Here is a 20430-nt window from a genome sequence, read left to right on the forward strand (position 1 = left end):
CGTCCGGACAGTGACCCCGGACGGACGGGTGATCATCCTGAACGACAGGTCGACGACCACGGAACCCGACCTGTCGAAAGATTCCACCAACGGCCCGATCACCGTCGGATCGAGCGACGGTTCGGACGTGAACTGGCGAGTTCTCACGACGGTCCGCGACGGCACGACCACGACTATCGGTGTGCGACTGACGGATAACGAGCAGACCGTCGACGACTTGGTCGGTCTGCAACTCGGCATCGGCCTGGTTGTCCTGCTGATCCTGGGCGGCGGAGCGTATTTCGTGGTTCGTCGGAGCCTTCGTCCGCTGGTCGAGGTGGAGGAAACTGCCGCTGCCATTGCCGCCGGCGACCTTCATCGACGCGTTCCGGAGCGTGACGACCGCACCGAGGTCGGCCGACTGTCCGTGGCGCTCAACGGAATGCTCGCGCAGATTCAACACGCATTTGCGGCGACCGAGGCTTCGGAGGAATCAGCACGGCGTTCCGAGGAGAAGATGCGTAGATTTGTCGGCGACGCGAGCCACGAGTTGCGCACACCCTTGACGACTATTCGTGGATTCGCCGAGCTGTATCGCCAAGGGGCCATGACCGATACGGAAACGCTGATGAACCGGATCGAGGGCGAGGCGTCGAGGATGGGACTTCTGGTCGAGGATCTGCTGATGCTGGCCAGGCTCGACGAACAGCGACCGCTCGAGAACGCGCCGGTGGATCTGCTTGCAGTTGCGGCTGATTCGGTGCAGGCGGCGCGTGCGATTGCACCGGATCGAACTGTCAAACTTCAGATGACCGGCGGCCCAGGGCTGCCCGAGGTGCACGGTGACGAGGCCAGAGTGCGTCAGGTCGTCGCCAATCTGGTGGGCAACGCGATCAAACACACCCCGCCGGATGCGCAGGTCACCGTTCGTGTCGGTACGACCGAGAACTCCGCGGTGGTCGAAGTTTCGGATACCGGTCAGGGTTTGAGTGACGAGGATGCCGCGCGTATCTTCGAGCGTTTCTACCGCGCGGACACCTCTCGCACCCGCGAGACCGGGGGCGCCGGTCTCGGCCTGTCCATCGTCTCGGCTTTGGTTGCAGCGCACGACGGAACCGTCGGCGTCGAGACGGCCCTCGGGCAGGGAACGACGTTCCGCGTCGAATTGCCGCGTGACCCGAAGGACGACTGACGAGGACTTACGGGCGCTGTTTCTCAGAAGTAGGTGTGCACCGTGCCGACGACGCGGTATTCCGAGTCGACCTCGGGAATCAGTGACCACTTGTCGAAAGTGGTGCACGGATGCGAGATTCCGCAACCGAGCAGATCGCCGACGGTCACGTCGAAGTCAGCCGGAACGTCGACGTACGCGTGCTGGTCGTTGAGCGCGGTGATGGTCAGTTCTCGCGCCGAGCGGTTGGATCCGTCGCGTCGGCGCCACAGGACGATGGGAAAGCCTGCGTCGGAACCGACGTCGCGACGCCCGAAACCCAGGATCGCGCGGCCGGGTTCCGGAATCGACAGCACGACAGCCCAGACTTCTGCGGCTCCCTGCAGAGTTCGCGGACCGTCCGCCCACGGCGAAGTCTCGGCATAGAGACCGTGATCATGGGTGATGTAACAACCACTGCGCAGTACGACGCGTACGCCGTTGTCGAGCGCCCACCGGCCGGCCAGTTCGCGCACCACGAGATCGTGAAATGCACTGCCGCCGAAAGTGACCAGCGGCCGCGGAGCCTTCGCGGAGTTGTTCTCGAACAGGTTCTCGGCCGCACAGATTTCCGTGAACACCCGCGCGGATTTGAGATACGAATCGACGGAGATACGGCGGGCGGCTACCGAGGCTCCTGGCATCATGCCCTCGAACCCCTCGACTCCGGTGAGAATCAAGGAAGGAGCCTGCGACGCTGCGCGTGCAACATCGAGTGCCTGCTCGACGGTGCGAGCGCCGGCGCGCCCGCTGTCGTAGCCCAACTCGACGAGAACCCGGATACGGCTGGCCGGTGAGACTTTCGCGATCAACTGTTCCATCAGCCGGACGCTCTCGACGGAGTCGACGAGGGTGGTGACGAAGAAATCGGGATCGGTGGCCTGGGCGTCGCAGATCCACCGAATGCCGGCGGGATCGAGAACCTGGCTGGCGATGACGATGGTGTCCACACCGAACTCACGCAGGATGCGTGCCTGCGCAACGGTTGCCGCCGTCATAGCCCATGCCCCGGCGTCGAGTTGCCGACGAACCAGTTCGGGGCTCATCGTGGTCTTCGCGTGGGGCGCCAGGTCCACATCGTGATCGGAGCAGAACTGCGCCATGAGGTCGATGTTGTGCGCGATCGCTGCACGGTTGAGTGTCATCACCGGCAGCAGGAGGTTGCCGTCGAGTGCCGAGATCCCCAGCGGCTCGAGGTCGGAACCGTCGCGACCTTCGAGGTCGGTGCCGAAGGCCTTGTGCTGCCAACCGATCGGGGGGTTCGCGAAATCCGTCATGGCATCGATTGTGCCGTTGATTGCAGACGATGTGTTCATGTGTGGTGACTTTCTGTCAGAACTATGCAGGTCAGAAGGTGATTCGGCTACGAGCGGCGTACCGGGCGACCGGGCAGCGCGTCCTCGACCACGACACCGCCTTCGACGACGGGTACTCCGCCGACCAGCACGCGGCTGATTCCGCTGGAGGGACGGGTGCCGTCGATGTAGGTGGCGTTGTCGGTGATCCGCTCGGGATCGAAAACGAGGATGTCGGCGTCGCTACCGGGGCTGATCCGACCTTTCGTCGCCATCGAGGGAACCGACTCCTCGAGGATCTGCGCGGGGATCAACGAGCAGCGCGCGATGATCTCCGACAACGACAGCAGTTGACGCTCGCGATACAGCGTACGAATCGCACGTGCGTAGGTGCCGGCGCCGCGGGGATGACCGAGTGCTTTTTCGGGCAATGGCCACTGCAAAGCATCGGCGGGTGTACGGCCGGGCCAGGTCAGTGGCATCGCGTCGCTCGCGATGGCGGCGCGATCGAAAGTCATCGCCCGTTCGAGGAATTCGCGCTGCACGGTGTCGTTTTCGTCGAGGAACTCCACCAGTACCAGCCCACCGGGGTCGGTGGCCCGAAGGTGTTCGAGCTGTTTGCGGTCCGCGATACGTTCACCGGTGGGCACGAATGTCAGCGACCGTGGTGTCAGATTCATCAGGTGCAGCTTGTCCGGATCGAGAAACGCAGCTCCGACGGCCGTCGACCCGGAACCGTACGGATACGCCTCCGTCGTGACGCGTGATCCGGCTGCCTGGACCTGCGCCACCACCGACAGCGCGTGGTCGACGTGCATCCCCGAGGTGCTGTTGACGTGGCAGTAGTGCATGTGTGCACCGGTTTCGGCTGCTGCACGGGCGATTTCGACGGCGCCGTCCACCGGGCTCGACGGATCGGCCGAGATGAGCGGGCGCGCATGGGTGTAGGTGGGGACACCGGCTCGGGCCGCGAGATCCGCCACCTGCAAGTACTCCACCGGATCGGATTTCGGGGCGTACCCGACGACGACGCCGATGCCGAGAGCGCCTGCGGCCAGATCGTTTTCGAGGAGTTCGAGAATGTGTGCACGCTGGGAGGCGGTGGGCTCGCCCTGCCAGCTCGGGGAACCGAGATGGTGCAGGAGAGTCCTGATGTCGCCGTCGGGATCGGCTCCCGAGAGCTCGATCATTCGGGCGTGCGCCCACGACGTCGCGTAGCCGTAGTTGATCGGGCGTCCCTCGGCACCGGCTCGCGCATATGCTTTCGCGACGGGAATGACGCCGGCCTCCAGCTCGAGGGCCGTCGTGACTCCGTCCAATGCTTGAAGTCGCTGCTCGGCGATTTCCTGCCCGTGGCTGTGCAGGTCGATGAATCCGGGGCAGATCACCTGACCGGTCACGTCGATCGTCTGCCGGGCTTCGATCGCGTCGTGACCCCACGCGGAGACCTTGCCGCCGGTGATCGCGATACCCCGAACCTCGTCGGTCCCCGATGCGGGATCGACGACGCGGCCGCCGGTGAACACGATGTCGTGGACCTGCATCAGCGCTGCACTCCTGTCGTTGGTCGAACCGCCTGGCCCGGCGAATGTCCCGATGGTTTCACGGCTCGGGTAGCGGAATCTGGTGTGAACGTCCCAAATGGAGGCCGACTCACCGTTCGACCGGACAAGAAACGAATGCAGCCGAGTGTGAAGGTGAAAGCGAAGTTATCAATTCGGCCGATTGAGATCGATGGAGGACAGGAATGCACGTCTATATTTCGGTGGACATGGAGGGTATCGCGGGTATCGCGACGCTCGATCAGACGATCCGTGGCGGTGGCGGCTACCACCGTGCGCAGATGCTCATGACCGCCGAGACCAACGCTGCGATCGCGGGTGCGTTCGACGCCGGTGCGACGAGCGTCCTGGTCAACGACAGCCACGGAACGATGGACAACCTGCTTCACGCAGACCTGGATCCACGGGCGCGTCTGATCTTCGGAACACCGAAGATGCAGTGCATGGCGGAGGGACTGACGTCCGATCACGACGTCGCACTGTTTGTCGGCTACCACGCACCTGTCGGCGGCCCCGGCGTTCTGGCGCACACGTTCTCGAGCTTGTTCGCCGACGTCCGCCTCGACGGTAAGTCCGTCTCCGAGACCGACGTCAACACCCTCTATGCCGCCACGCAGGGCGTTCCCGTCGGGTTGGTGACGGGTGACGACATCATCTGTGGCCTGGTGGATGCGGCCTCGCCGACAACCGAGACCGTCGAGGTCAAGAAGGCGCACGGATGGTCGGCAACCAATTCGCTGCCGCCTTCGCTGGCGTGCGAGCAGATCCGAGCAGGCGCCGAGCGTGCAGTGCGCAAGGCCGACACACTGAAGCCGGTCGAGCTGCGTGACGAATGGACCCTCGAGATCGTTCACCCCACCACGACGGGAGCCGAACTCGCCGAGGCTGTTCCCGGCTCGCGACGGATTTCGGACCGCACGATTTCGCACACGCTCGGTAGCGTCGACGACATTCTCGGTCTGATCACTGTCAATGCTCGGCTCGCAGCCGCAGGTGTCTCGACGATCATCGCAGTCGCCAATCGCACGTAATGAAGTAGCGACTCTATCGCGAAATGCCGCCGACGCCGTGTGCGTCGGCGGCATTTGTCATCTCCTGGGGCAGAACATGTTCCGAACAACCAAACGTTGCTTCGGGTATTGGTGAAACGGACCAATGCGGTAGACGTGTTCGCTGTCACACTTCATCAGTCTTTCAATGTTCCAGTCCATGCGGCACAAGACAATTCGGGAGGCTTGATGAAGGCGGAACGCGTCACAGTGGAAGAATCATCGCGGAGGGTCGACGGTTCGGTTCGAAACATGATGGACAACAAGTCGATTCGTCGCACGACCACCGTTACAGTGGGGCTGCTCAGTACTATCTGGTTGATCGACATGGTGGATCGCGTCATGATCGGACTTGCGCTTCCGATGATCGGCGACGAATTCTCGCTCAGCAGTACGCAGTTGGGTGGCGTGGTCTCGGTCTTCGCGATCTTCTACATGCTCGGGCAGGTTCCCGGCGGAATGTTGGCCGACCGCTTCGGACCCAGGCCGCTGTTGATCGTTGCTTTGATCCTGTGGTCGGTGTTCACAGCATTGACAGGGTTCGCGTGGGGGCTCATCTCGTTGATGGTCATGCGTGCGATGTTCGGCATCAGCCAGGGGCTCTTTCCGGCGGCGTCGTTCAAGGCTTTGGCTGAGCGGACGCGCCCGAAAACCAGAGCGACCGCGATGGGTTTCATGCTCGGTGCCAACAACCTGGGCCCCGGCGTCGCGCCGCTGATCATCGCGCCGGTCCTCATGGCCGTGGGGTGGCGTGACGCGTTCTGGCTGGTGGCGATCGTCGGCGCCGTGATCGGCACGGTGGTGTGGTTGGTGCTGCCGGCGCCGTTGGATACGGAAATATCGGAAGATCCGGAGGCTGCGCTGCAACCCCTCGCGAGTGAGCATTCTCGCGCCGCGGTGTTCAAGTCCGCGTCGGTGTGGAAGTTCGCGATTCTGTTCTGTCTGGCCAACATGTCCGCGTACGGGCTGATGACCTGGGTGCCGAGTTATCTGCTCAACGACAAGGGACTATCGCTGATCGACACGGGAATCTTTGCCGCGATCCCCTTCATCGTCACGGCGCTGGCCACGATTGTGGGCGGGCGGTTGGTGGACAAGTACTTCCACGACCGGGCTCGGATTCTTCTGGTTCCGTGTATGGCCACGTCGGCCGTCCTGTTGTTCCTGATGACGACTGCTGACACCGTCGCGATGTTCACGTTCTACGAGACCTTGGCTCTCGGCATCAGCGGTCTGTGCTCGATGTCGATCTTCGCGATGCCGTTGCGGGCACTTCCCTCCGAATTCCTCGGTTCCGGAATGGGTTTGATCAACGGGTGTGGTCAGTTCGCCGGTTTCATCACTCCGCTCGTGATGGGATGGATGGTGGACCAGTTCTCGTACATGGCTGCATTCGGAGTCCTGGTCGGAGCGACGAGCGCTGCCGCATTGGTGGCCATGATCGTTCCGCAGACCCCGGCGAAATTCTGAGAAGGAGACCGAAGATGTCGGCAACGGACGGCACACGAAAGATCGAAGACGACGTCGTCACCGATTTTTCCGAGAAGATGAGTTACGGGGCCTACCTCGGACTCGACACCCTTCTGGATTCGCAACACCCGGTGAGCGAGCCCGAACACCATGACGAACTTCTGTTCATCATTCAGCACCAGACCAGCGAGTTGTGGCTCAAGCTGTTTCTCCACGAGATACGGGCGGCCAGAGCGGCGATCGTTGCCGACGACATCCGCGTCGCATTCAAGCGGATCGCACGCGTCAAACACATCCAGGCCACTCTCACCGAACAGTGGTCCGTGCTGGCGACACTGACACCGGCGGAGTATGCGGAGTTCAGGGGCGTTCTCGGCAACTCCTCGGGATTCCAGTCGTACCAGTACCGCGCCGTGGAATTCGTGCTCGGAAACAAGAACGCGGGCATGCTGAAGGTGTTCGAATCGGATCCGTCCGCCCATCGATTGTTGGAGACCCTGCTCGGGGAGCCGACACTGTACGACGAGTTCTGGCGGTACTTGTCCAGGCAAGGTTACGACGTTCCGGCGTCGGCTCTCGAGCGAGATGTCAGCGCGCCCTACGTGCGAAACGACGAACTGATTCCGCTGGTCAAGGCAATCTACGAGAACGTCGAGCAGCACTGGACCGCGTACGAGGCGTTCGAGGAGTTGGTCGACCTCGAGGAGAGCTTTCAGCTGTGGCGGTTCCGGCACCTTCGGACCGTGCTGCGAGTGATCGGCATGAAGAAGGGGACCGGCGGTTCGAGTGGCGGTGCCGGGTTCTTGCAACGTGCGCTGGAGTTGAGCTTCTTCCCCGAACTGTTTGCCGCCCGAACCGAGATCGGAACCTGACGCACCTGCTTGTTGCACCCAGCTGTTCGTGACACACGACGAATCCGAGCCCGAAGGACAGGAGTCTTGGACAAGATCCGACAGGGTCGCTTCGACCAAGCTTGACTGCGAAGTTGCAAGTCGGTGACAGGAGAGCGTCGGAGTGGACAAGAAATCAATGGTGGCGGACCTGGCGGCGTTGGTAACCGCCGAGTCGCCCAGTTCCGATCTCGGCGCAGTCGATGCATGTGCGGACGTGGTGGCCGAAATCGGCGAACGTCATCTTGGAAGCGCTCCCGAACGTATCCGCATCGACGGTCGCCAGCACTTGCGCTGGTCGTTCGGCGCGGAGCCGAAGGTGATGCTTCTGGGCCATTTCGACACCGTCTGGCCGCTCGGAACGCTCGCGGAGTTGCCGTGGTCGGTCACCGACAACATCGCCACCGGACCCGGAGTCTTCGACATGAAGGCCGGCATCGTTCAGCTCTTCCATGCGTTGGCGTCTCTTCCGTCGCTGGACGGGGTGGTCGTGCTCCTCAATTCCGACGAGGAAATCGGCTCCCCGACCTCGCGCGCACTGATCGAGGACCAAGCACGTCAGGTCGACGCGGTGCTGGTCCTCGAAGCCGCGGCCGACGGCGCGGTGAAGACAGCGCGCAAGGGAATGTCGCTGTACTGCGTCGACATCGAAGGACGCGCAGCACACGCCGGACTGGAACCAGAGCGAGGCGTGAACGCTGTCGTGGAACTCGCACATCAGATTCAGGCCGTGGTGGAGCTCGCGGACCCGTCGGCAGGAACGTCGGTGGTGCCGTCCGTGATCAGTGGCGGTACCACCACCAATACCGTTGCAGCGCAGGCGAAACTGTGGTGTGACGTTCGCATGTGGTCGGCGAAGGAACAGGAACGCATCGATCGTTCGATCCGCGCACTGACGCCGGTGCTGGCCGAGAGTCGAATTTCGGTGTCCGGAGGACCCAACCGTGGGCCCTTGGAGTCCGTGTCGTCGGAGAAGCTGTACTTTCTCGCTCACCAGGTCAGCAGCGAGAACGGGCTGGGAATGCTTCGCGACTGCGCTGTGGGCGGCGCCTCGGACGGAAACTTCACTGCCGCAGTCGGAACTCCCACGTTGGACGGCCTCGGCGCCGTCGGCGGTGGTGCCCACGCAGCGACAGAACACGTAGAGATAGATCAGATGATCCCGCGCGCCACCTTGTTGGCCGGTCTGGTGACTCGAATCCTGGAGGGAGGACTGTGACGATGACGTCGCCGAACAATGTCCAACGCAAGACCGTTCAACCATTCGGAGGTGTATCGCCTTCACGGATGCGGCAAGCTATCAGCCAGGCCGAGCAGGCCGCTCTGCTTGCATGTGTGACTATCGAAACCGTCACCGGACATGCCGAGTTGGAACAGGTATTCGGTCTGTTCGAGAAGGTATGGCAGCCGGAGAGCGGTAACCCTCCCGTCCATCGGGACATGATGAAAGCGCTCGCGCACTCCGGTAACTACGTCGCCGGCGCTTTTCGTGGCGGAGATCTGATCGGCGGCTCGGTCGCATTCTTCGAGGAACCGCAACATCGTTCGTTGCATTCACACATCACGGGGATCCTCCCGAACGTGCAGAACGGGCACATCGGCCTCGCGTTGAAACTGTTCCAGCGAGCATGGGCACTGGAACGGGGAATTCTCCACGTGCGGTGGACTTTCGACCCGCTCGTCGCGCGCAATGCCTACTTCAACGTCTCGAAACTCGGTGCGTTCCCGATCCAGTATCTGCCGCGTTTCTACGCGCCGATGAACGACAGTCTCAACGGCGGCGCAGACAGCGACCGGTTGCTGATCGACTGGGAAATCGGTAGCAGCAAGGTTTCCGACGTCGTCGCCGGTTCGGGAGAGGTCCCGACTCCCGAGTCGTTGGGAGCCAGCGAACTGTTGTCCATCTCCGAAGCCGGCCTGCCCGTGTTGAAGTCGACGAAGAATCGTTTCGTCACGGTGGCTACACCGAATGACGTGTACGCACTACGTAAGTCGGATCCGGCGGCAGCGAACGACTGGCGTCTGGCAGTCCGCGAGACTCTCGGCGGTGTGCTCGCCGAGAACGGAGTGGTTCTCGCTGTCACCAGGACCGGAAAGTATGTCCTGGACCGTGCGCCGGGAACACAGGCAGGCAGGACAACAGCGGAGGTTACCTCGTGAAGATCGACGGAGTTGAATTACGCCGGGCAGCACTGCCGTTGAAGGCGCCGTTCCGGACCTCGTTCGGCACGGAGACCACCAAGGACGTGCTGTTCGTCAAGGTCGTCACCTCCGAGTCGGAGGGCTGGGGCGAGTGCGTAGCGATGTCCGAGCCTCGCTACTGCTCCGAATACACGGACGGCGCCGCCGAAGTACTTCGCAAGTTCCTGATCCCGTCTCTGGGCGAACTCACCGATCCCGACGTGCACGCACTGAGCGCCGCGATGGAACAGTTCGCCGGACACCCGATGGCCAAAGCGGCCTTGGAAACCGCTTTCCTCGACGCCGAGTTGCGCGCCTGCGGGACGAGCATGTCTTCGTACCTCGGCGCAGTAGTCGATCGCGTACCGGCCGGTGTCTCGGTGGGTATCAAGAACTCGATCGACGAACTGCTCGAGGAGGTAGGCGGCTTCCTCGATGCCGGATACCTTCGGATCAAACTGAAGATCGAACCGGGCTGGGACATCGAGCCGGTTCGCGCGGTCCGCGAGCAGTTCGGCGAAAACGTACTCCTCCAAGTCGACGCGAACACCGCGTACACCCTGGCTGACGCGCGCCATCTCCAGCGGCTCGACGACTTCGACCTCCTGCTGATCGAGCAGCCGCTTCCCGAAGAGGAACTACGCGGCCATGCCAGGCTGGCCGAGATGATGCGGACGCCGGTCTGCCTCGACGAGTCGATCACCTCCGCCAAGGTCACCGCCGACGCATTGGCCATCGGTGCGTGCAGCGTGGTGAACATCAAACCGGGACGTGTCGGCGGCTATCTCGAATCGCGCCGTATCCACGACGTCTGCAAGGCCAACGGAATTGCCGTGTGGTGCGGCGGAATGCTCGAGACCGGAATCGGTCGAGCCGCCAACGTTGCTCTTGCCGCGCTCCCCGGATTTGTCCTACCAGGTGATACGTCGGCTTCCGACCGGTACTTCGCCGAAGACATCACCGAGCCGTTCGTTCTCGACAACGGTTACGTGAAGGTCCCGGAAGGACCGGGTATCGGCGTCGAACCGATCCCTGACCTGCTCGAAGCGATTACCACGTCGGTCGAATGGATCGGCATGGATCGGTTTTGACGAATCACTATGACACACTTCGTTCACAGGACGAAGGAGTGATAGACGTGGGCACCGTACGACCTCGCATCAGTTTGGTGCGGCTTCTCGAAGACGTGGGAACTACGGTGCTGAATCCGGTTGTCGGTGACCCGGAGGCGGTCGAGGAGATCGCTTCGGTGGTCATTCACGACCCCGACGACGACTCACCCTCGACGCCCGACTCCATGGTGCTGCTGGTCGGCATCACCGGCGGTGAACGTATCGCGGAGTCCGTCGCAGGACTGGCCGAGCGCGGAGTGCGAGTGGTGGTCGCGCGAGTGACCACCGAGGTCAGCGACGCAGACCGCGAATCCATCATGTCCTCGGGCGTCGTCGTGTTGACGTTGGCCCGCGGAGTCTCGTGGGTTCAGCTGACCAGTCTGCTTCATTCGGTGCTCTCGGCACGGAACGAAGTCGGGCACATCCATTCACGCGGGGGTGGTCCGGCGGGCGATCTGTTCGCCTTCGCCAACGCCGTCAGTGCGCTGCTGGACGCGCCGATCACGATCGAGGACCGAAGCTCGCGGGTCATCGCCTTCTCGGGCCGCCAGGAAGAAGGCGACGGTCCACGTATCGCGACCGTTCTGGAGCGGCAAGTTCCTGACCAGTACATTCGGGTGCTCGAAGAAGCCGGGGTTTTCGACCGACTCTATCGCAGCGACGATCCGGTGTGGGTCTCGGCCGAGACCCTCGGTACGAAAATGGGTCGTATCGCCGTGTCCATCCGGGCCGGCGACGAGTTCCTCGGCTCCATGTGGGTGGCAACCGGTGAGCCGATGTCCGAGGACCGGATGCGAGCCTTGCGCGATTCGGCCGGGTTGATCGCGCTGCAGATGTTGCGTTTGCGCGGCGGCGCGGACGCCGAACGTCGACTGCGCGCAGACCTGATCGCAACCCTTCTCGACGGTGGGACCGGTGCGGTCGACGCGATGAACCGCCTGGGTCTCGGAACCGGCCCGGCACTCGTAATGGCTTTGGGCCGAAGGTCTTTCGAAGGTTCGTCGAAACCCGATGACGCTGCCCACGTGGTGCGACTGACCGACGCTCTGGCCATGCACCTCGGCGCCGTCCACTCACAGTCGGCGGCTGCCTTGGTCAACGGGACCGGCTACGCAGTGCTGTCCGTTCGCGGGCATTCCCCGGCCGAAGCCGAACTGCAGGCGTTCCGTGTGGCTTCGGATTTCCTGGACCGTACCGGAGCGTCCGGCGACACGATCATCGGAATCGGTCGGGTCGTGACCAGGCCGGCACAGTTGAGCCGATCGAAGCGTGATGCCGAACATGCCCTCGAAGTGTTGTTGGCGGGACGAGCGTCGGGCAGCGTCGCCACTTTCAGCAGTGTCCACGTCGACGCCATTCTGCTGGAGATTGCGTCGGAAGCCGCAGCCGAAGGCTTTTCGGACCTGGGGCCCATCGAGGCGATCGCCAGCCACGATGCTGCTCATGCGACCTCGTTCGTCGACACTCTCGATGCGTGGCTCAACGCCTTCGGCGATGTCGGTGACGCTGCAGCGTCATTGCACGTGCACCCCAACACCTTTCGGTATCGGCTCAGTAAGCTCAAGGGTATGGCCGCGTTGGATCTCGACGATCCCAACGTCCGGTTCCGCTTGATGGTGCACCTTCGTCTGCGCGGTCCGCGCTAGCTCGAAAGCCGAAAAGTGCGGGTCGTGCTGATTTCTCAGCGCGACCCGCACTTCTGTCAGCGGGTACTGCTCAGCTGTCAGCGGGTACTGCTCAGCTGTTGCGGAGTGCTTCGACGGCGATGCGGCCGACGGTTCCGATCGAGGCGTCGATCTTCGGGGCGCGATGCGTGAGTTCGTGGGACTTGGTGAAGACGCCGACGGCGTAACGCTTGCCGTCGGGGTACGCCACGACACCGGCTTCGTTTCGTACCAATCCCAGCGTTCCGGTCTTGGCGGCGACGGTGACCTCGTCGGGGAACCCGGACGAAAGGCGGTGCGGCCAGACCTGCTTGCTCATGATCGTTCGGACTTCCTCACAGGCTGAAGCGGGCCCCGCTTCGTCCTTCCAGATTGCAGCCAGCAACATTGTGATCTCACGAGGAGTGCTGGAGTTGGAGCGAGCCGGATCCATGACGGAAATCGTCCGGAGAATTTCGATCGGGGGCATCTCCAGCAAGGTGCCCTTGTCGACGCCGAGGTCGTCGTAGACCGATTTGAACAGACCGCGGCAGTCACGAACCAGGTTGGTCTTCTCCAAACCGAGCCCACGCAGCGTCGCGACGATGTTGTCGAGTCCGAGACGCTCGTACAGGAAATCGGTGGCGGCGTTGTCGCTGAAGCTCATCATGAGCAGAGCGAGATCTCGCCAACTGGCCGTGACGTCGTCGGCGCAACCGCCGATACCGATGCCGCCGGAGCGGAACTCGGCGGTCACGGTGGCGTGCTCGGTCGGATCAAGGGTGCCGGCCGCAACTTCGCGGGCGTACTGCAGTACGACAGGAATCTTGAAAACGGAGGCGAGGATGACACCCTCGTCAGCGCCGTAGCCGAACTCTTCGCCCGAATCGATGTCGCGTGCGTGGACGAACGCATCGGTCTTCGCTTCGGCCAGTACAGCAGCGATCTCCTGCTGCGCGCTCTCAACGTACGTGGCGGTTTCGGTCATTCGAGAAGCCCTTTCGTCGGTATCCGTCTATCTGGGTTATTCGTGGATCTGACGATAGTGAGTCGACGACGGGGGGTCTTGTACGAATCGACGAAGGTTGGCGCACGGTTCGGTGCCGATACGCCGAATCAATCGATTGTCAGGGTGTTCCGGGGTCAGGACGCATAGGTTTCGAGGCGGCATCCGACCAGGTCGGCGACCTCGGTGCGGCGCTTGTCCGAGACCACACCGGCCAAGAGCAACGAGAACAACTCGTCGATACGATCGTTCAAATCGCTTCGTCGGGTGAGTACGTTCGATACCAGCTGAACGCCGGTGAACGCCGAGATCACCACGCGACCCACCGATTCCGGCTCCACGTCTTCGCGGATATCGCCTTCGAGCTTCGCGGTCTCGGCCAGTTTTCGAAGGTCGCGGATCCACGCGAGGTACGGGCCTTGCGAACCGTCGACAGAGGCCAATTCGAGGTTAAGCCGGACTCCCGCACGAACAATCGAGTCCGCGACGAGTTGGCGGCCCATCTCGTGGCACACCATGACGAGCTGTTCGAGTGCCGGTGCGCCCGTGGCGGCTACCGCGGAGAAAGCCGAGATCGAGATCTGGTGTTGCTCTTCCATGACGGCTTGGGCCAATTCGTCTTTGGACGAGAAGTGAAAATAGACCGCACCCTTGGTCATCCGTGCCGCGGACACGATGTCGTTCATGCTCGTGCTGCCGTACCCCGTGACTTCGAACCGATCAGCAGCGCCTTGAAGAATCTGTCGGCGACTGATCTTGGCACGTTCCTGCATTGCTCCCTTGTCCTCCGACTGTTAACACGTGAACTAGTTTTAGGGCCCTAGGTCCCGGACCGGCGCCCCACGGTAGCAGCGAAACTCGTGCTCGCGCGACAGCGCGAAACGGACTGTTCGGTGTGCAATCGCAGGTCACGGTCGGTAGGAGCGACAAATGCGACCGCCGCAGCCTCCGGGGGAGGCTGCGGCGGGGAGTCCAGTTATCGGCCAGCGAAATTCGGTCGAAGGTACGCGATCAACGAGTCGAGACGGTTGCCTCGAAGCCGAGGTCGCGCAGTGCCGACTTGAGTTTGGTCTGTGCCTCGTCGAGAGATTCGGGTGACGGCGAAGTGTCGGCGCCGCTGATGTCGAAGTTGCCCATGTCGTACGCGGGGAAGACGTGAACGTGAAGATGCGGAACTTCCAGACCTGCGATGAGGAGACCGGCCCGAGGTGCGTCGAACGCCTTCCTCACGGCCTGACCCAGGTTGCGTGCAACCGCGGTGACCTTGGCAAAGAGGTCAGGATCTACGTCCTGCCACTGATCGACCTCGGCGCGCGGTACGACAAGCACGTGACCTTGCGTGACCGGTGCGATGGTCAAGAACGCGACAACGTCGTCGTCCTCCCACACGAAACGTCCTGGTAGATCCCCGTTGATGATGGCGCTGAAGACTGAAGGCATACCCCGAGATTAGCCCGCGTCCGGTTGCCAGGAAACTCCCAGGCTGGACGCAGGTTCGTCGGAGCCGGCCCGACAAATCTAGGACGCATGACGACAGAAGCCATGCAGACCGCGGGCAGCACGGACGCAGGGGAGCTTTCCGCGACGACTGTAGTGCTGGACGTGGTCGTCCCGGTATACAACGAAGAGGCAGGCCTCGAGACGTGCGTGCGGCGCCTGCGCCGGCATTTACGCACACAGGTGCCATTTTCTGCACGAATTACCATCGCGGACAACGCCAGTGTCGACGGCACGTTGGCGCTCGCACGTTCCCTCGCCGAAGAATTCGACGACGTCCGGGTCGTCCACCTGGACGCGAAGGGTCGCGGCCGAGCATTGCGGCAGGTGTGGAGCGACTCCGACGCGGATGTGGTCGCATACATGGACGTCGACCTCTCTACCGACCTCAACGCCCTGATGCCGTTGATTGCTCCGTTGCTCTCCGGGCACTCGGACATCGCCATCGGTTCCCGGCTGGCACGATCGTCGCGCGTGGTGCGCGGCCCCAAGCGTGAGTTCATCTCGCGTAGCTACAACCTCATCCTCCGAAGCGCACTGCACGCTCGCTTCTCCGACGCCCAGTGCGGATTCAAAGCCATGCGCGTCGATGTTGCGCGGCAACTACTTCCGCTGGTGGAGGACACCGGGTGGTTCTTCGACACCGAACTGCTCGTGTTGGCCGAGCGAGCGGGCATGCGGATTCACGAGGTGCCCGTCGACTGGGTGGACGACCCGGACAGTCGGGTAGACATCGTCGCCACGGCAGTCGCCGACCTCAAAGGTGTCGTCCGTGTCGGACGAGCACTGTCGACCGGCTCGCTCCCACTGGCCGAGCTCAGGGCGAGTTTCGGACGTGAACCACTGGTTCCCGGAGTTCCTCGAGGAATGGTCGGGCAGCTCTCACGCTTTGCCGTGGTGGGAGTCATTTCGACGCTCGCGTATGCGCTGCTTTACCTCGCACTGCACTCGGTGATGGGTGCGCAGTGGGCCAACGCCGTCGCATTGCTGGTGACGGCAGTGTTCAATACCGCCGCCAATCGAGCCTTCACCTTCGGGATTCGCGGGTCGGAGGGATCCGCCCGTCACCAGATGCAGGGCTTGCTCGTGTTCGGGTTCGGTCTACTGCTCACCAGCGGATCGTTGTTCGTCCTCGACGTTGTGGCGCCTGACGCGTCCAAGCACGTCGAACTTGCACTACTCGTCATTGCCAATCTTGTTGCCACAGTGAGTCGATTCATCGCACTGCGCTGGGTGTTTCGCACCGCACAACCCGTAGGAGCTAATCGATGACCGCCACTGCAGAGAGATTGGCCGCACCGGTCCCGGCGCCGGAACCGCCACGTCAGGCGCGCTGGGAACCGTGGGCGCTCGGAGTGCTGTTGGTGGGCACCGGAGTCGCCTACATCTGGGGTCTCGGCGCCTCCGGTTGGGCCAACTCGTTCTATGCCGCTGCGGTACAGGCAGGTTCGGTGTCCTGGAAGGCCTTCTTCTTCGGCTCCTCGGACGCCGCCAACTCGATCACCGTCGACAAACCCCCGATGTCCCTGTGGTTGATGTCGCTGTCGGTTCGCATCTTCGGACTCAATTCCTGGGCGATGTTGGTGCCGCAGGCGCTGCTCGGTGTCGGGTCGGTAGCGCTGTTGTGGGGAACGGTGCGACGGTACTTCGGTGCGGCCGCCGGCCTCCTCGCCGGTTTGGTTCTTGCTCTCACTCCCGTCGCGGCGCTGATGTTCCGGTTCAACAACCCGGATGCCCTGCTGGTGCTCCTGATGATCGCGGCAGTGTGGGCGATGATGCGCGCGGTTCAGGATGGTCGCACCCGCTGGCTCGTGTTGGTCGGTGTCTTCTGTGGATTCGGTTTCCTGACAAAGCAATTACAGGTCATGTTGGTGGTACCGCCACTGGCGCTCACCTACCTGATCGCCGGTCCGCCTAAACTGGGTAAGCGGGTACTTCAACTGTTCGCTGCACTGGGCGGGCTGATCGTCTCCGCCGGATGGTGGTTGGCAATCGTCGAACTGTGGCCGGCCGACTCACGTCCGTGGATCGGTGGTTCGCAGAACAACTCGATTCTCGAACTGACGCTCGGCTACAACGGACTCGGACGCCTGAGCGGCAACGAGACCGGAAGCGTCGGCGGCGGCGGAATGCGCGGTGCTGGTGACGCTGCGACCGGTGCTGTCGGTGGTTTCCCCGGAATGGGCGAGGCCGCAGGTGGTATGGCAGCGGGAGGTATGGCACCAGGGGGCAGGGCAGGCGGTGGTATGTGGGGGAGTACCGGCATCACCCGATTGTTCGAATCTGCCCAGGGCGGCCAGATTGCCTGGCTGATTCCTGCCGCACTGATTCTTCTGGTGGCTGGAATCGTGCTGCGGGGCAAGGCGCCGCGCGTCGACACACAGCGCGCTTCATTCATCGTCTGGGGACTGTGGCTGTTGGTGACCGGACTGACCTTCAGTTTCATGGCGGGAATCTTCCACGCGTACTACACGGTTGCGTTGGCGCCGGCGATCGCCGCGCTGATCGGTTCAGGATCCGTATTCGCTTGGCGTCATCGTGACGTTCTCTGGGTTCGCCTCGTTCTGGCAGTGTCGTTGGCCGCAACCATTGCGATGGCGTGGGTACTGCTCGGACGTTCGCCTTCGTTCGTACCGTGGCTTCGCTGGGCGATTCTGGTCGTCGGCATCGTCGCTGCTGTGGCAGTGCTGATCCCGGCAGTGACGCGAGGTCGATTGGCTGCGGCAGTGATTCTCGCGGCGATCTTCACCGGTCTGGCGGGTCCGACTGCGTACGCGATCGACACGATCAACACTCCGCACACCGGTTCCATAGTTTCGGCCGGACCGAGCGTCGAAGGTGGAATGGGCGGGCCCGGCGGTGGTCGTGGAGGATTCGGCGGATTCGGTGGCATGGCTGACGGCGGTAACCGCCGGACGGACGGTACCGGGGCAGGAGCAGGGACAGGGGCAGGGACACTGGGGGTGCCGCCTGCGGGAATAGGTCAGATACCAGGGGGTGCAACAGTTCCGGGCGGCACCACATCGACCACTGACGGATCACGCGGCGCAATGGGCGGCGGAGCGGCCGGTGGTTTGCTTCAGGGCAGTACACCGGGAGCTGCGGTCGTGTCCACACTCGAAGAGAACTCCGATCAATTCACGTGGGTAGCAGCGGCAATCGGATCCAACAGCGCCTCGGGCTATCAGCTTGCGACGCAGTCACCGGTCATGGCTATCGGAGGCTTCAACGGGAGCGATCCGTCCCCGACCCTCGCGCAGTTCCAGCAGTACGTGGCAGAGGGCAAGATTCACTTCTTCATCGCCGGCGGGGGGATGGGTGGCGGTATGAACGCCGAAGGCACCGCTACCGCCATCTCGACGTGGGTGACCGAAAACTTCACCGCCACAACGGTGGACGGAGTGACCCTCTACGACTTGACGGTTGCAGGCTGAGCAACATGAACGCACGCCAGGTCCGCATCGGAGGTGCTCCCTCCGATGCGGACCTGGCGTGAAGTTGTATGCCCGAGGTTTGTCCTCAGGTTGTGAAGGTGGTGTTCGCCGGCCGCGGGTGCCGCTGCGGGTCGATCGACGGTGGTGGGATGAACCAGGGTTTGTTGTCGACGCCGATCCGGATCTCCCATTTGCCGACGAACCCGGATTTGCGATGCATCAACCGATGATGCGAACGGCACAGCAAGACCAGGTTGTTCATCACCGTCGGGCCGCCGTTGGCCCAGTGCCGGATATGGTGCGCATCCGTCCACGCCGGCACACACGTACAGCCGGGGAACGCGCAGCCTTTATCTCTCGCGATCAGCGCGACGCGTTGTTCGGCGCTGACCAACCGCTTCCCCGGTTTCGCATCGAGCGGCGCGCCGTGATCATCGAGCAGAACAGTGGACAGGAAGCAGTCGCACCCGAGGAGTCTGGTCTGCGATACCGACAGTGGTCCCAGCCACGGCATATGCCCGACATCGAGATCCGACACAGACCCGCCACCATCAGTGGGTGTCGCGGCGCAGTCCCGGTGCTCGGCCAGATCCCGGGCATTGATGTGAACGTTCACGTGCGGACGCTGACCACCATCCATACCGGTCTTGGCGCAGTCCAGATAGCGGCGGATCAGTTCGGTGAACCCGTCCGCGGTCCGCTTCGCCGCCGACCGAGCATCGGGGGTTCCATCGGGTGCCGGGGTCGGCATCGTCAGATTCGACAACGCCGACAACAACATTTCGCCGGTGAGGGCGTCGAAATCCCCACGCACCACCACCCGACCATTCAGCGTCGACGCGATGCGGAGTTCGTTGCGGTCGACGTCTTCGGCGGGCGGAATTTCATCGGATTCGAAGATTCGCTCCAACGTCGCGATGACGTTCCGCACCTTTGTGGTCGTTGCTTCCACACCTGACGCTGCAGCCAACAACAAGTCGATGCACTTCGGTAGCGCTTCCTCCGGCATTCCCTTCGGCGGCGACTCGCAGAACGCCACGATCAACACGGCGTGCTCGAACGAACAATCCCCGCAATCGAACCGGGCTGCCACTGCCGGAAACGGCCGCAGCGCCGCACCGAGGGCGGCGATCTTCTTCCCGTCCCGCACCTGCAACATCGTGTTCGCCGCCAACCACGCACCCACCCCGCGGCTCGCGATCACCTGATCATCCGGACGCAACGACAACTCGTCCACCACCGCCACCCGCACCGCTTCCAGGCGCAGAATCTCCGCACTCGCCTCGATAGCAGCAGCACGCAATTCCGCCGTGGTCAGCTGCCACAGACGTCCGCGTAACCCCACCGCAGAACCAGACACCACATCCGACAACAGAACACTCATTGAATCCCCCGATCCCCTACACAAAGCATACTCGAACATGCGTTCGAGTCAAGGATGGATTTCGGGGAGGCTAAGCGCTGATACTGTCGAGGTCGTGGACCAGGTCGCAGCAGGCGTCGAGTAATTCGCGATCATGGCTGATAAGTAGTACGCCGACGCCGGTTTCGGTGGCGCGACTCTTGATCAGCCGAACGAGCGCGGCCGTCGTGGCAGCGTCGAGCATCGCCGTCGCCTCGTCGCAGATGAGGTATTTCGGTTGTTGCGCCAGCGATCTCGCCAGGCAGGCTCGCTGCAGTTGGCCGTCGCTGACCTGGTGCGGTCTGCGCGACAAGAGATCGGGAGTGAGGCCCACTTCTGCTGCCAGTGCGGCCACATCGATTGTCCTACCGGCAATATCACCGGGTTGGCCGATGATCGAGGCGAGCGTCTGCCGAGGGTCGGTTGATGCGCGAGGTGACTGAAACAGCATGGACACCGTGCCGCGCAGTGCTGCGGGTACCGAGAATTTGGTACCCACAACGGGCGATCCGTCGATCCGCACTTCGCCTGACCACGGCGCGTCCAGTGAGGCGAGAATCCTTGCAAGTGTTGATTTTCCGGTGCCCGAAGGACCGGTCAGGCCGATCAGTTTCCCAGGCGGAATCTCGAGCGAGACGTTCTCGAGAACTGGCCGGTTGCGATGGTAACCGCTGGTGATTCCCAGAGCTTGCAGACTCAT

General features: G+C 62.8%; 17 protein-coding genes. 10 read left to right on the forward strand and 7 right to left on the reverse strand.

Annotation, left to right across the window (positions count from 1 at the left end):
* The coding region (locus G8767_RS20855) for a HAMP domain-containing sensor histidine kinase (protein ID WP_166811527.1) at positions 1 to 1171 on the forward strand (1171 nt) is incomplete at its 5' end.
* Between the two features lie 23 nt (positions 1172 to 1194).
* Here G8767_RS20855 and G8767_RS20860 read toward each other — a convergent pair.
* Together G8767_RS20860 and G8767_RS20865 are read right to left on the reverse strand one after the other, a co-directional pair.
* Positions 1195 to 2505, reverse strand: a complete 1311-nt coding sequence (locus G8767_RS20860) for an alanine racemase (RefSeq protein WP_166811529.1) — start codon at positions 2503 to 2505, stop codon at positions 1195 to 1197.
* Between the two features lie 47 nt (positions 2506 to 2552).
* Entirely contained in the window at positions 2553 to 4028 is a 1476-nt protein-coding gene (locus G8767_RS20865) for an amidohydrolase family protein (RefSeq protein WP_124568805.1), read from the reverse strand.
* A gap of 203 nt (positions 4029 to 4231) precedes the next feature.
* Here G8767_RS20865 and G8767_RS20870 point away from each other — a divergent pair, with 203 nt between their 5' ends.
* From G8767_RS20870 to G8767_RS20900, 7 genes are all read left to right on the forward strand, one after another.
* Positions 4232 to 5077 (forward strand): M55 family metallopeptidase, encoded by an 846-nt coding sequence (locus tag G8767_RS20870; protein WP_166811531.1) that lies wholly within the window; start codon positions 4232 to 4234, stop codon positions 5075 to 5077.
* A gap of 207 nt (positions 5078 to 5284) precedes the next feature.
* The gene (locus G8767_RS20875; RefSeq protein WP_095971488.1) at positions 5285 to 6565 is read left to right on the forward strand and encodes an MFS transporter; all 1281 of its coding nucleotides are present in this window, start codon (positions 5285 to 5287) and stop codon (positions 6563 to 6565) included.
* A 14-nt stretch (positions 6566 to 6579) separates the two neighbouring features.
* Positions 6580 to 7437, forward strand: a complete 858-nt coding sequence (locus G8767_RS20880) for a tryptophan 2,3-dioxygenase family protein (RefSeq protein WP_124568804.1) — start codon at positions 6580 to 6582, stop codon at positions 7435 to 7437.
* A 142-nt stretch (positions 7438 to 7579) separates the two neighbouring features.
* A complete protein-coding gene (locus G8767_RS20885) occupies positions 7580 to 8674 on the forward strand; it encodes a M20 family metallopeptidase (protein ID WP_124568803.1) in 1095 nt (364 codons plus the stop codon).
* 2 nt (positions 8675 to 8676) lie between these two features.
* Positions 8677 to 9615, forward strand: coding sequence for a GNAT family N-acetyltransferase (locus tag G8767_RS20890; RefSeq protein WP_206029604.1), 939 nt, complete (start codon positions 8677 to 8679; stop codon positions 9613 to 9615).
* On the forward strand, positions 9612 to 10727 hold the full coding sequence (menC, locus tag G8767_RS20895; RefSeq protein WP_095971447.1) for an o-succinylbenzoate synthase: 1116 nt from the start codon (positions 9612 to 9614) through the stop codon (positions 10725 to 10727). The genes G8767_RS20890 and menC overlap by 4 nt, the downstream gene beginning before the upstream one ends.
* Positions 10728 to 10774: 47 nt before the next feature.
* On the forward strand, positions 10775 to 12394 hold the full coding sequence (locus G8767_RS20900; protein ID WP_095971487.1) for a helix-turn-helix domain-containing protein: 1620 nt from the start codon (positions 10775 to 10777) through the stop codon (positions 12392 to 12394).
* Between the two features lie 91 nt (positions 12395 to 12485).
* On the opposite strand, the gene G8767_RS20905 is transcribed toward G8767_RS20900, so the two are convergent.
* From G8767_RS20905 to G8767_RS20915, 3 genes are all read right to left on the reverse strand, one after another.
* Positions 12486 to 13379 carry a serine hydrolase gene (locus G8767_RS20905; RefSeq protein WP_124568800.1) on the reverse strand — a complete coding sequence of 298 codons (894 nt, stop codon included), beginning with the start codon at positions 13377 to 13379 and terminating at the stop codon, positions 12486 to 12488.
* A gap of 155 nt (positions 13380 to 13534) precedes the next feature.
* Positions 13535 to 14170 carry a ScbR family autoregulator-binding transcription factor gene (locus tag G8767_RS20910; RefSeq protein WP_166811533.1) on the reverse strand — a complete coding sequence of 212 codons (636 nt, stop codon included), beginning with the start codon at positions 14168 to 14170 and terminating at the stop codon, positions 13535 to 13537.
* Between the two features lie 238 nt (positions 14171 to 14408).
* Positions 14409 to 14837 carry an HIT family protein gene (locus tag G8767_RS20915; RefSeq protein ID WP_095971444.1) on the reverse strand — a complete coding sequence of 143 codons (429 nt, stop codon included), beginning with the start codon at positions 14835 to 14837 and terminating at the stop codon, positions 14409 to 14411.
* A 102-nt stretch (positions 14838 to 14939) separates the two neighbouring features.
* Between G8767_RS20915 and G8767_RS20920 the strand changes: the two genes are divergently transcribed.
* Positions 14940 to 16166, forward strand: a complete 1227-nt coding sequence (locus tag G8767_RS20920; protein WP_240952532.1) for a dolichyl-phosphate beta-glucosyltransferase — start codon at positions 14940 to 14942, stop codon at positions 16164 to 16166.
* Positions 16163 to 18328 (forward strand): glycosyltransferase family 39 protein, encoded by a 2166-nt coding sequence (locus tag G8767_RS20925; protein ID WP_166811537.1) that lies wholly within the window; start codon positions 16163 to 16165, stop codon positions 18326 to 18328. Before G8767_RS20920 ends, G8767_RS20925 begins: the two co-directional genes overlap by 4 nt.
* Positions 18329 to 18413: 85 nt before the next feature.
* Here the strand turns inward: G8767_RS20925 and G8767_RS20930 are convergent, their stop codons facing one another.
* The gene (locus G8767_RS20930) at positions 18414 to 19712 is read right to left on the reverse strand and encodes an HNH endonuclease signature motif containing protein (protein WP_166811539.1); all 1299 of its coding nucleotides are present in this window, start codon (positions 19710 to 19712) and stop codon (positions 18414 to 18416) included.
* 70 nt (positions 19713 to 19782) lie between these two features.
* Entirely contained in the window at positions 19783 to 20430 is a 648-nt protein-coding gene (locus G8767_RS20935) for an ATP-binding cassette domain-containing protein (RefSeq protein WP_166811541.1), read from the reverse strand.

It is taken from the genome of Rhodococcus sp. IC4_135, assembly GCF_011602025.1.
GTDB classification, from domain to species: Bacteria; Actinomycetota; Actinomycetes; order Mycobacteriales; family Mycobacteriaceae; genus Rhodococcus_F; species Rhodococcus_F baikonurensis.

Bases quoted from the DNA above. Each gene is read 5' to 3' on its own strand.
- G8767_RS20870 (WP_166811531.1), top strand. From the start codon at position 4,232: ATGCACGTCTATATTTCGGTGGACATGGAGGGTATCGCGGGTATCGCG.
- G8767_RS20910 (WP_166811533.1), bottom strand. From the start codon at position 14,170: ATGCAGGAACGTGCCAAGATCAGTCGCCGACAGATTCTTCAAGGCGCT.
- G8767_RS20875 (WP_095971488.1), top strand. From the start codon at position 5,285: ATGAAGGCGGAACGCGTCACAGTGGAAGAATCATCGCGGAGGGTCGAC.
- G8767_RS20920 (WP_240952532.1), top strand. From the start codon at position 14,940: ATGCAGACCGCGGGCAGCACGGACGCAGGGGAGCTTTCCGCGACGACT.
- G8767_RS20890 (WP_206029604.1), top strand. From the start codon at position 8,677: ATGACGTCGCCGAACAATGTCCAACGCAAGACCGTTCAACCATTCGGA.
- G8767_RS20935 (WP_166811541.1), bottom strand. From the start codon at position 20,430: ATGAGTCTGCAAGCTCTGGGAATCACCAGCGGTTACCATCGCAACCGG.
- G8767_RS20925 (WP_166811537.1), top strand. From the start codon at position 16,163: ATGACCGCCACTGCAGAGAGATTGGCCGCACCGGTCCCGGCGCCGGAA.
- G8767_RS20880 (WP_124568804.1), top strand. From the start codon at position 6,580: ATGTCGGCAACGGACGGCACACGAAAGATCGAAGACGACGTCGTCACC.
- G8767_RS20905 (WP_124568800.1), bottom strand. From the start codon at position 13,379: ATGACCGAAACCGCCACGTACGTTGAGAGCGCGCAGCAGGAGATCGCT.
- G8767_RS20930 (WP_166811539.1), bottom strand. From the start codon at position 19,712: ATGAGTGTTCTGTTGTCGGATGTGGTGTCTGGTTCTGCGGTGGGGTTA.
- G8767_RS20860 (WP_166811529.1), bottom strand. From the start codon at position 2,505: ATGAACACATCGTCTGCAATCAACGGCACAATCGATGCCATGACGGAT.
- G8767_RS20915 (WP_095971444.1), bottom strand. From the start codon at position 14,837: ATGCCTTCAGTCTTCAGCGCCATCATCAACGGGGATCTACCAGGACGT.
- G8767_RS20865 (WP_124568805.1), bottom strand. From the start codon at position 4,028: ATGCAGGTCCACGACATCGTGTTCACCGGCGGCCGCGTCGTCGATCCC.